The sequence below is a fragment of the Rhodovulum marinum genome (genome assembly GCF_004343075.1).
GTDB lineage: Bacteria > Pseudomonadota > Alphaproteobacteria > Rhodobacterales > Rhodobacteraceae > Rhodovulum > Rhodovulum marinum.
In genome coordinates, this window is sequence record NZ_SLXP01000027.1 from 1 (window position 1) to 10,680 (window position 10,680).

10 protein-coding genes and 1 pseudogene are annotated in these 10,680 nt (G+C 66.0%); 2 read left to right on the forward strand and 9 right to left on the reverse strand.

Annotated elements, in window-relative coordinates; all coding sequences use genetic code 11:
- The 3 genes from EV662_RS19140 to EV662_RS19150 form a co-directional block, all read right to left on the reverse strand.
- Positions 1-446: cupredoxin domain-containing protein (locus tag EV662_RS19140; protein WP_132466456.1), on the reverse strand; the 446-nt coding region annotated here is incomplete at its 3' end.
- Between the two features lie 39 nt (positions 447-485).
- A complete protein-coding gene (locus EV662_RS19145) occupies positions 486-1,463 on the reverse strand; it encodes a YVTN family beta-propeller repeat protein (protein WP_132466459.1) in 978 nt (325 codons plus the stop codon).
- The gene (locus EV662_RS19150; protein WP_132466462.1) at positions 1,460-2,689 is read right to left on the reverse strand and encodes an ABC transporter substrate-binding protein; all 1,230 of its coding nucleotides are present in this window, start codon (positions 2,687-2,689) and stop codon (positions 1,460-1,462) included. The genes EV662_RS19145 and EV662_RS19150 overlap by 4 nt, the downstream gene beginning before the upstream one ends.
- Before the next feature lie 172 nt (positions 2,690-2,861).
- Here EV662_RS19150 and EV662_RS19155 point away from each other — a divergent pair, with 172 nt between their 5' ends.
- Positions 2,862-4,241, forward strand: coding sequence for an ATP-binding protein (locus EV662_RS19155; protein ID WP_132466465.1), 1,380 nt, complete (start codon positions 2,862-2,864; stop codon positions 4,239-4,241).
- On the forward strand, positions 4,238-4,861 hold the full coding sequence (locus tag EV662_RS19160) for a response regulator (RefSeq protein ID WP_132466468.1): 624 nt from the start codon (positions 4,238-4,240) through the stop codon (positions 4,859-4,861). Before EV662_RS19155 ends, EV662_RS19160 begins: the two co-directional genes overlap by 4 nt.
- Before the next feature lie 39 nt (positions 4,862-4,900).
- Here the strand turns inward: EV662_RS19160 and EV662_RS19165 are convergent, their stop codons facing one another.
- The 6 genes and pseudogenes from EV662_RS19165 to EV662_RS19190 form a co-directional block, all read right to left on the reverse strand.
- Entirely contained in the window at positions 4,901-5,161 is a 261-nt protein-coding gene (locus tag EV662_RS19165) for a DUF6525 family protein (RefSeq protein ID WP_132466471.1), read from the reverse strand.
- Entirely contained in the window at positions 5,158-6,360 is a 1,203-nt protein-coding gene (locus EV662_RS19170; RefSeq protein ID WP_132466473.1) for a GTP-binding protein, read from the reverse strand. The genes EV662_RS19165 and EV662_RS19170 overlap by 4 nt, the downstream gene beginning before the upstream one ends.
- Entirely contained in the window at positions 6,357-6,689 is a 333-nt protein-coding gene (locus EV662_RS19175) for a hypothetical protein (protein ID WP_132466476.1), read from the reverse strand. Before EV662_RS19175 ends, EV662_RS19170 begins: the two co-directional genes overlap by 4 nt.
- Positions 6,690-6,893: 204 nt before the next feature.
- Positions 6,894-8,705: an SLC13 family permease gene (locus EV662_RS19180; protein WP_132466479.1), complete on the reverse strand. Its 1,812-nt coding sequence runs from the start codon at positions 8,703-8,705 to the stop codon at positions 6,894-6,896.
- A 287-nt stretch (positions 8,706-8,992) separates the two neighbouring features.
- Entirely contained in the window at positions 8,993-9,715 is a 723-nt protein-coding gene (locus tag EV662_RS19185) for a M48 family metallopeptidase (RefSeq protein ID WP_132466482.1), read from the reverse strand.
- Positions 9,702-10,680: pseudogene (locus EV662_RS19190) on the reverse strand (DUF3387 domain-containing protein); the annotation flags it as partial. The pseudogene EV662_RS19190 and the gene EV662_RS19185, both read right to left, overlap by 14 nt.

A 10,680-nucleotide genomic window follows, 5' to 3' on the forward strand; every position in this document is an offset into this window, starting at 1 on the left:
TACCGGATCGAGAATTGCACGCGCTGCGCATCGCCGGTCGAGCCGGGAATCTTCAGCTCGACGCTGCCCGGCTTGATCGCGACGAAGGAAATCCGTGCGGTGCCGGCGGCGTCGAATTCCAGGCTGTCGACGGCCATCGGGCGAATCTCGATGTCGTTGATGACGACCTCGTTGATCCAGATGTTGCGGAAGAAGCCGGGCCCCGTGATCGCCAGTTCGGCGGACCCGTCGGCGGTGATGTGCAGTTCGTAATAGGCGCCCGATTGCAGTTCGATGGGCTGGGCGCCCGCGTGCAGCGGCTGGCCCGAGGCCAGCGTCAGTTCGATCGGCTCGCCGCGGTTGCAGCTGGCCAGAAGCCCGGCAAAGCCGAGGTTGTCGCAAAGCGGCGCGGCGGCCACGGGCCCCGCCATGAGCGCCGCAGCCAGCGCCAGTGAAAGCCGGTTCATTCGGTATCCTCCCTCGATCTCCATTTATGTGTGTCTTTGTCAATCGGGCGCGACGACGACGCCCCAGGGCTGCTGGCCCACCTGGACCGAGCGTATCACCTCTTCGGCCTCGACATCGATGATCGAGACGTCGTTCGAGTTGCCGTTGGTGGTGATCAGGTATTTCTCGTCGGGGGTGAAGCCCAGCTGCCAGACGCGCTGGCCGACGAGCAGATACTTGATCACCTCGTCGGTCTCCCCGTCGATCACGGCCACCCGGTTCGACGGCCCGAGCGCCGCGAAGACGCGCGAGCCGTCCGAGGTGACCTTGACGCCCACGGGTTGCAGCCACTCGGACTGGACGCCCGGCACCTCGAAGGTGATCTTCTTCGCAATCTCCGGAGTCTCGCCGGTCAGGTCGATCACGCTGATCGTCCCGCCGATCTCGGCGCTCACATAGAGTTTCGCCCCGTCGGTGGTGAACTCGGCATAGCGCGGGCGCTGATCGACCAGCACGTTTTGGACGATCTCGTAGCTTTCGGTGTCGATGAAATGCGCCATGTTGGTAGTTTCGGAGGTGTTGATCACCACACGCGCGTCGGGGCTGATCGCCATGCCCTCGGGCTCTACCCCCACCGGAACCTCGGCCAGAACCTGGCGGGTCTCGGTATCGACCACGGTCACCAGGTTGTCGTCCTCGTTGGCGATATAAAGCGGGTTGCCCGAGGGGTGCAGCACGAACAGTTCGGGGTCGGGGCCGGAGGGAAGGGTGTGCAACTCCTCGTAGGTTTCGGGGTCGAACACCCGCACCAGATCGTCATCCGAGGCGCAGACGTAAAGCTCGCTGCCATCGGGCGAGATGGTGATGCCGCGGGGGCGGTTGCCGGCGGGGAATTCTGCCAGCACCTCCCAGGTGGCGCTGTCGAGCACGGTCACGGTGTTGCCGCGTTCGTTCGAGACGAACACCTTGTTCGCAAGCGCCGGCGAGGCGAGAAGCGTGGTGGCCAGGAAAACGGTGCGCAGCGTCTTGGTCCTCATTCGAAGGCGGTGCAGGCAGATTCAGGCTCGTCGAGCCCGAGAGAGTCGAGCGGCGAACGTTGGTGCAAGAAGCCGTCCTGCGGCGAGACGCTGACCGTCATGCGCCCGTTCGACAGCAGGATCGGCTGGCGCAACTGGCCGTTCCAGGTGCGGAAGGTCACCGGTTGCCCCTTGAACGCGGCGAGTTCGAATTCCCCGCCCAGCACGTAGTCGCGGATCGTGTCCGCATCGGCCGCGCCTGTGCGCGTGACCGCCTCGCCGATCACCCGCACCGCTAGCCACGCCTGATAATCCTCTTCGCGCATCGTCCGGCCGGCATGCTTTTCGAACCGGGTCTGCATCTGCGTCGCGCCCCAGGACTCATGCGTCGGAGCCCAGGACACCGGCACCAGGCCTGTGGCGCCCGCCACCGGGGCCGGTTCCCACAGGTTGTAGGGCAGGTGTTCGGCGAAATAGTCGGTGCCGTCGGCCGCCAGCACCACGTCGTGGTCAGGCGTGTCCTGCATGAAGACGGGCAGTTGCCGTTGCACCAGCACATGGCCCGAATCCGACACACGTGAGCCGCCGGTATCCTCGAATTCCCGCTCGCCCACGACTTCCGCGCCGAATTTCCGCGCCGCGGCGCGGTAGGCGTCGGCCAGCGCGAGGTCGGCCGGGTTCGAGCCGTGGACGAGGAACAGGTCGGTCCATTTCTTCCACACGAGGAACTGGACCAGCGCATCGGCCCGCATCGCGTCGCTGGGCGCGATGTGCAGCAGGTTCGCGCGGCATTCCTCGCTGCGCAGGCTGCGCGCGCCGGACCGCGCGTTGAGGATCAGGGCGTCCGCGGGCGCGGCATCAGCCAGCGCCAGAAGCTCGTCCTCGCGGGCGAGCACGACGAAAAGCCGGATGCCTTGGCCGACGAGTTCCTCGAACGCGGCGGCAAGATCTCCGGGCGGCACGGCGCGGGTCACCGTGTCGTAGGTCTGGCCCATGAAACGGCCCGTGGTCGCGTTGTCCTCGGTGCCGACCGCGGCCCCGGCCAGGCCGAGATCCTCGACTGGCAGATCAAGGCGGGACAGGGGAAGGAGCGAGGGGTAATCGACGCGAAGAACGGCGGAACGCACCTCCTGCGCGCTGGCGGGGAGTGTCGCCAGGGACGTCAGGGCGAGGGAGATCGCGCCGATTGCCCCGTTGCGCAGGATGCGGGGGCAAGACCACCCCCCTGATGCACGTGCTTTCGTCATGTTCCCCAAGCTCCTTCCCAGCTGTGGGCTAGCATGGCGGGGCGGCGCCTTTCCTCCCAATTCTGGCCGGGAAGAATCGGCAATGGGGGTGCCGAACTTTCCCGTTCCGACCTTTGGCTGATCGACGGCGGCGGCGGGCCGCGCTAGGCTCGGCCGAACAGGGAGGACATCAATGCTCGACCGGCTTCACCTTCGCTGGCAGGTGGTGCTTTGCGTGGCGCTGTTGCAGTTTGCGGCGCTGGCACTGGCGACGGGTGTGTTGGTGCAGAACGCGCGCGAAGCGGTGGAGCTCGAGATGGCCTCAGCTGAGCGGAGCGCGCGGGCACAGGTGATCGCCGCGGTCGGCATGGCAATCCGGTCGGGGCCGCCTACCACGGTGCTTCCGACGCTTTCGGAACAGCTCGTCTCGCCGCGCCATGTACGCCTTGCTCTATTCGATTCGCGCACCGGGCGGTTGCCGAACCTGTCCCTGGCCGACGAGGTTGCGCAGGACGGCGCGCCGGGCTGGTTCCGTGCGCTGGTCATGCCCTCGGTGCGCGAAACGAGGCTCTCGGTCGTGGAAAACGGCGTGGAGTACGGCTTCGTCTCGATCACCACCGCCCCCGGGGACGAGATCGCCGAGGTCTGGGAAGACGCTTCGGCGCTGATCTGGACGATGGGCGCGGGGTTCGCGGTGACCCTTTTCGTGCTGATCGCGGTTATCCGACGAGCGCTGCGCCCTCTGGACACGCTGAACGCAGGCCTGCGCGCGCTTCGGTGCGGGGACCTGTCGGCGCGGATATCGGGCGTCCGCGGCCCGGATTTCGACCCGATCGTGGCGGGGTTCAACACGCTGTCGGACAGCCTGCGGACCAGCGAGGCCGAGCGTGCCGCGATGTCGCGCAAGATCGTCGAACTGGGCGACGCGGAACGGCGCAGCATCGCGATGGAACTGCATGACGAGTTCGGTCCCTGCCTTTTCGGCCTCAAGGTCAAGGCCGGGGCGATTGCGAAGGCTGCGTCCGCCTCGGGCGATGGGGCGCTGCGCCGCGACGCCGAAACCGTGACCTCGATCGTCAACCAGATCCAGTCGGCGAACACCCGGCTGTTGACGACCCTGCGCCCGATGACCATCGGGCAGCTGTCACTGGTCGAAGCGCTGCAGGACATGCTGGAGGGCTTCCGCAGCACGCACCCCGGCATCACTTGGCGCGTCTGCCTTCCGGAGAACCTGGAGGACACCGAGGAAATCCTCGATCTGACCATCTATCGCTGTGTTCAGGAGGGCGTGACGAACGCGCTTCGCCACGGTGATCCGCGCACCGTTCGGGTTGTCCTTGAACGACGCACGGACGACGCGCCCGCCTTGGCCCTGAGCATCGAGGATGACGGCTGCGGACTGTCGCCCGATGCCGTCGAGGGGCGCGGTCTGACGGCGATGCGCGACCGCGTCGGTGCCATGGGCGGCCGCCTGGGGGTGCAGACGCGCGCCCGCGGCGGCACGCGCCTTTGGGTCGTCCTTCCCATGTCGTCGCCCGTAACCGCGGCGCCCCTGATGGATGCAGACATATGAAAAGCGCCCTTATCATCGACGATCACCCGGTGACGCATATCGGCTGCGGCCAGTTGCTGCGCGACCTCGGCTATGGCGAGGTGTTCGAAGCGATGACCGATCGCGAATCCTACCGGCTGGCCGAAGCGCACCGGCCGGGCCTGATCGTGCTCGATCTCGGGATGCCCGGCCCCGGCGGGCTGAAGATGATCGCGCCGCTGCTGGCGCGCGCATCACTCGCGCAAATTCTCGTCTTCACGATGAATGAACAGCCCGTCTTCGCGGCCAAGGCGCTGGAGGCCGGGGCGCGCGGCTACCTGTCGAAGAATTCCGCCCCCGATGAGTTCGAGGCGGCCGTGCGCACGCTGGAGCAGGGCGAAATCTACCTGAGCCATGGTCTGGCCATCGCCCTCGCGTCGATGCGGGTCGGCGGCGCAGCCGATCCGCTGGCCTCGCTGACCGAGCGCGAGCACCAGGTGCTGCGCCTGCTGGGACAGGGTGCGGACCTTCAATCCATCGCCGATGCACTGTTCATCAGCTACAAGACGGCCGCGAACACGAGTTCCATCCTCAAGCGCAAGCTTGGCGTCACGAACACGAGCGAACTCATCCGGCTGTCGATCGAGGCGGGCGTCCAGTGACGCCCGCCTGCGCGCGGCGCAATCCCCGCGCGCTGCTCTTCACTGGGGAATAGCCATCATGTCCGGCCCTCTTTCCCGGGCCAGCGTCGCGCGCTCTGCGGCCGCCAGCCTGTTCAGGGCCTCGTTTTCGCAACCGGTCTCGGCCAGTGCCTTGCGCCAGATGCGGGCGACGGAGGCCGCGCTCCAGGGCAGGACGGCCTGGGCCACCCAGGCGCGGGCCGGGGGCGGCAGGCGGTCATGGGCCGCCATCGGATTGTTACGCGCACGGGCCGAAAGGGAACTGCGCGCGTTGCCCCTCATGCGGCATGGCCCCATTGCGGGAACGGGTCGGGAAGGCGGGCCCAACGGTCGGGCTCGAAGCGGGTTTCCCGCACCAGGCAGCGGTCCAGCATCGACGTGATGCGGTCGCGGTTCATCGTGCCCAGCGTGCCGATGAACACCATTTCCTGCCGGCGGTCGCCGAATTCGCCCGCCACACGCTCGGCCATCCGCACGCGCTCTTCGGCTGGCCAGTGCTTTTCGGGGACTGCGGCCCACCAGAACCCCAGGCCGCGCACCTCGACCGCCGACCCCGCCAGCGAGAACTCGCCCGCCCAGTGCGGCCTTGTCGCGATCCAGAAATGCCCCTTGGCGCGGATCACGCCGGGCAGCGGGGTGTCGAAGAATTCGGCCAGCTTGGCCGGATCGAAGGGCCGCTCGGCGCGATAGACGAAGCTGGTGATGCCGTATTCGGCGTCTTCGGGCACGTGGTCGGCAAAACCGTAAAGTTCCTGCACCCAGGTCGGGTGGCGATGCGCGGCCTCGAAGCTGAACCGGCCCGTACTCATGATCTCGGCCGCGTCCACCTGCGCGTAATCGGTCTCGATGATTTTTGCGTCCGCGTTCAGCGCGCGCAGGATCCCGCGGGCGGCGGCCAGGTCTTCGGGTGTGGCCGAGGACACCTTGTTGAGCACGATCACGTCGGCGAACTCGATCTGGTCGGTCAGCAGGTTGACCAGCGTGCGCTCATCCTCCGGTCCCAGATCCTCGCCCCGATCCTTCAGGAAATCCTGGCTGGAGAAGTCGCGCAAAAGGTGGGCGGCATCGACCACCGTCACCATCGTATCCAGTTCCGCAATGTCGGACAGCGACCGGTCCTCCTCGTCCCGGAACTCGAAGGTGGCCGCGACCGGCAGCGGCTCCGACACGCCCGTGGACTCGATCAGCAGGTAGTCGAACCGGCCCTCTTCGGCCAGCCGGCGCACTTCGACCAGCAGGTCGTCGCGCAGCGTGCAGCAGATGCAGCCATTGCTCATCTCGACCAGCTTTTCCTCGCCGCGGGTCAGGTCGCTGCCCGCGCGCACGAGGTCGGCGTCGATGTTCACCTCGGACATGTCGTTGACGATGACGGCGACGCGGCGGCCATCGCGGTTGTTCAGGACATGGTTCAACAGGGTCGTCTTGCCCGCGCCCAGAAAGCCCGACAGGACCGTGACGGGAAGTTTCGCGGTCGCGCTCATGTCCGCGTCTCCCCGTCCAGCTGCGCGGCGACGGCCTTGATCGCCTGCAACAGCCCCACATGGTGTTCGGCGCCATGGGCATGGTCATGGGCCATCCGCGCATGGTCACCCGCGTCCACCGCCGCGGCATGCGCCGTGCCATGGGCGATCTGTTCCTCGTGCCGGGCGATCTCGGCCTCGTGACCCACGATCCGGGCCTCGTGCAGCATCAGCGCGGCCTCGGCCCGCTTCAGCGTGGCCAGCGCCTCCAGGTGCTCGCGCCGCCAGCGGAAATGATCCTGCGCCTGGCTCAGATGCTCGCTGTGCATGGTCTCGTCGGTCGTTGGCATCGGGCTCTCCCTGTTTCTTTGCGAAGCGTGCCTCATCCAGGCGAGGCGTGAGAGTAGCGTAATGTTATATTATATCTATTTTCAAGCGGACTTTGGCCCGCCGCTCGCGTTCTAAAGCCCGCGTCCGCCATAGCCCCACGATCCCCATGCCCGCGAAAGAAGCGAGGGGCCGGTATTCAAAGGGTCAGTGCCCTGAAGTTGCCGTCAGAACGGAAAGACGACGGGGATGATGAGTAACGCAATGGTCGCGATGCCAAGGGTCAGCGGCACGCCGACCTTCAGAAAGTCGGCAAACCTGTAGCTGCCCGGACTGACCACCAAAGTCACCACCGGCGACGACACTGGCGAGGCAAAGCCCGCCGATCCCGCGATCAGCACCGCGATGGCCATCGGCACCGGCGAGACCCCCATCGACAGCGCTGCGCTTACTGCAATTGGTCCCACCAGAACCAGTGTGGCGGTGTTCGAGAGGATCCAGCTCAGGGACATCGTCAGGAAGAACAGCGCCATCATGACCGCCCGCGGACTGTCGTCGCCCGCCATCTGCAACAGCGCGGTCACGATCATGTCGGCGCCGCCGGTCTTGTCCAGCGCCGTCGAAAGCGGCAGCATGCCCGCGATCAGCACCAGCGTATCCAGACGGATCGATCGATAGGCCTGGCTGGTAGAGATGGTGCCGCTCATCACGGCCGCAATCGCCGCCAGGATCACCACGATCGTGATCGACAGCCCGCCGATCGAGACCGCGATCATGCCGAACAGGATGATGAGCGCGATCCAGAGTTTGCTCGAATTCGGCACGGACCGCGCCCGCTCGGCCGGCTCTTCGAGAATGACGAAGTCGCGCGTGGCGGCATTGATCCCGTCCAGCCGTGACCACGGGCCGGCGACCAGCAGACGGTCACTGCCGCGCAAGGGGGTCGTGTGGATGTCGGACACCGGCCTGGCGTCGCGCAGGATATCCAGAACCTCGAGCCCGTAATTTTCGCGGAACGCCAGATCGGCCAGGGTCGATCCCCGGATGCCGGCCTCGGGGTGGATCATCACCTCCATGATCCCCAGCGTGTCGATCCATCTGTTCATGTCGTCGTAGAACGAACCGGCCGACGCGACACCGGGCGTTTGGGCAAACCGGGAAAGGTCGGCCTCGCTGCCGGTCACGACAACCAGGTCATCACGCCGCAAGTCCATCCCCATCGAGAACAGCGTCACATGCGGGGTGCCGCGCGGGCCGCGGCGCCAACGCGACAGGATCCGCGGCGCGGCGGCGGTCAGGTCGCGCGCGGCGCTGCCGGCAAAGCTTTTCTCGATCCGCATGACCTCGGCCCGGTCCAGGCCGTGGATGCGGAAGATGTCGGCAAAGGACCGGTCGCTGCGCCGTGGCTGGCCGGTGCCGTTGGCGGTCAGCGGGCCAAGCAGGTGACGGCCGATGAAGACAAAGAACAGCACCGTGAGGACCAGAATGGTCACCCCGATGATGGTGAAGCTGAAAAAGCCGAGCGGCTGGCCGGTGGCATCGCGCAGCGCGTCGGAGACGGCCAGGTTGCCAGGCGTGCCGATCAGCGTCAGCATGCCGGAAATCAGGGCGCCGAACGCCATCGGCAACAGCAGCCGGGCCGCGTTTATGCCCGAATCGCGCGCGATGCGCAGGACGATGGGGATAAAGATGGCCACCACCGCCGTCGAGGACATCACCGACCCCAACACCGCCGCGCCAACGCAAAGCGGCACCATCAGCCGCACTTCCCGGCCCCGGCCGTATCTCAGGATCTGGTCCCCCACCGTGCGGGCGACGCCGGTCCGCTCCAGCATCTCGCCGACGACGAACAATCCCGCAACCATGATGATGATGGTCGCCCCGAACCCCGCAACAGCCTCGGCCGGGCTGAGAATTCCCGAAAGGGCGAGGGTCACAAGCACGAAAAGCGCGATCAGGTCATAGCGGACCCGGTTCGACGCCATCATGAGCGCGGCGAGGCCCATCAGGTAGAAAACGAGTGTCGCGTCGCTCGGCACGGCCTTCTCCGGGTTGTGGCGGCACCACAGCCGTAGTCGATCAAGACACGCGGTTCCATAAACCAGATGGCCGCGATGACCTTACCTACGACATCTGAAAGTTTGTGTCAGGTATACCCCGCGAGGTGCGGAGCGCCGGCGGCGTGCCTTCGCAGCCGCAGCGAATGGCCGGTTCGACGGGCCGCACCGCGGCATCCGATCTGGTAGGTGGAGGTCCGGTATGGGCCGTACTTGAAGCCCTCCAATGTGACCGGCCTTGCCTTTCCGCAGGAGAGCCATTGTTACGGTCATGGGGCCATCTCCGCCAGCGGCAGGGCATTCAGATCGGCCCGGGTCTGGCGCCAAGCCGGCATGTGTCGGTCCAGGGTGGCCAAGAAGGCTTCATCATGCCGGCGGGACACGAAATGCGCCATCTCGTGCAGGACCACGTAATCCAGGCATGGCAAGGGCTTTTTCGCCAGGTCCAGGTTGACCCAGATGAGGCGCTTGTCCGGGTTACAGCTTCCCCATTTCGTTCGCATCTGACGCACGCCCCAGCGGGGGGGCGGGACATCCAGGCGTTCCGCCCATTTCACGACGCGGGGCGCCGTGCGCGATTTCAGTTCGCTCCGATACCAGGCGTCCAGCCATCGGGCCTTCTGATCTGCCGTTGCGCCTTCAGGAACGGTCATCGTCAGGCGGTCCGCTCCCTCGAGTTCAATGCTGCATCCACGTGATCCGGACTGGCGGACAGACAGCCTCAGGGGCTGGCCCAGAAAATAATGGGTTTCTCCGGAGAGATACCGGCGCTCCGTTTCCCGGGCCTGCCCTGCGAACTCGCGCTGTTTCTTCTTGATCCAGCCGAGGCGGGTCACGATGGCAACCCGGACGGCGTCCTCGCTGATCGCCGGCGGGGCGGCGACCCGAACGCGTCCCGTCGGAGGGTAGACCCCGATATGCAGGTTCTTGATCGGCTTGCGCACCAATTCGACCGACAGACCGGCGACCTCGATCACCTCAGTATTCGTCATGGGTCCGGATGATCTCGATGATGCGATCCACGGTTTCATCGTCTTCCAGCGCCTCCGCCAATTTCCGCCGGAGCATCCTTTCCTTCATCCTGTTGCCGCGCCACCCGGTCTGGGCCGTTTCCCGGACCACCTGATCGACCGCTTGTGCCCGGTCTTCGTCCCGGTCGAGGTTGTCGTAGAGCGCCTTGCGGCCGGGCGTGTTCATTGTTGCCGGGTAGGCCCCACCATGACCGGCCTTCACCGCACGGACCAGTTCCGCGATCCTCTTGAGGTATTCCGCGTAGGCGATGGCGTCGTCCCGGCGTTTCTTTACCAGATCGGTCAGCAACTCCGACATCCTCTCATAGAATTTCGGGTTCACCGGGGTCTCGTCGGTGATCACCCGGCGGACGTTGTTCTCGATCGCCTCGGCCACGTTCTCCCGCCTGCCTTTCATGGCCTGAGAGAGCGCCCCTTCGGCTTCCGCACCCTTGCTGGCGACCAGGTCGATCAGGCTGATATCGTCGAGATGCGAGATCACCTCGGTCTCGTCAGCCTTGATGTAGGTGTCGATCAGGCGCCGCATTGCAGGTTCGAACTGCTTCATGTCTACCGCATCTCCGCTATGCAGGCGGACCGCATCGCGCAGCGCGATGGCATGGTCGACCTCGCGGCGATACTGGGCAAGCTCCAGATCATTGACCCCAGAGGCAGCCGGATCCTCGGCGGCGGCGGCGAAGGTCCGCGCGTAAGCCCCGGCCAGCTTGTAAAGGGCCTGCCGTCGGCGGGCCTTTTCTTCGGCGTCAGGGTCGTCTTCCCAGCCGCCAGGGCTGGAGAAATAGGTCAGAACCTCGTCATTCCCCTTGGGCTGTTCCACCGGGTCCAGCAGGCCGTGGCCTGCCCCCTGAAAAGTGGTCCTCCCTGAAGTAGGCTTTCGAGCCAGATGGAGGACGAAGGAATGCCCCAGAAGAAGCACAAGCCCGAAG

Coding starts and splice junctions, on each gene's coding strand:
- EV662_RS19145 (WP_132466459.1), bottom strand. CDS start 1,463: ATGAGGACCAAGACGCTGCGCACCGTTTTCCTGGCCACCACGCTTCTC.
- EV662_RS19150 (WP_132466462.1), bottom strand. CDS start 2,689: ATGACGAAAGCACGTGCATCAGGGGGGTGGTCTTGCCCCCGCATCCTG.
- EV662_RS19155 (WP_132466465.1), top strand. CDS start 2,862: ATGCTCGACCGGCTTCACCTTCGCTGGCAGGTGGTGCTTTGCGTGGCG.
- EV662_RS19160 (WP_132466468.1), top strand. CDS start 4,238: ATGAAAAGCGCCCTTATCATCGACGATCACCCGGTGACGCATATCGGC.
- EV662_RS19165 (WP_132466471.1), bottom strand. CDS start 5,161: ATGAGGGGCAACGCGCGCAGTTCCCTTTCGGCCCGTGCGCGTAACAAT.
- EV662_RS19170 (WP_132466473.1), bottom strand. CDS start 6,360: ATGAGCGCGACCGCGAAACTTCCCGTCACGGTCCTGTCGGGCTTTCTG.
- EV662_RS19175 (WP_132466476.1), bottom strand. CDS start 6,689: ATGCCAACGACCGACGAGACCATGCACAGCGAGCATCTGAGCCAGGCG.
- EV662_RS19185 (WP_132466482.1), bottom strand. CDS start 9,715: ATGACGAATACTGAGGTGATCGAGGTCGCCGGTCTGTCGGTCGAATTG.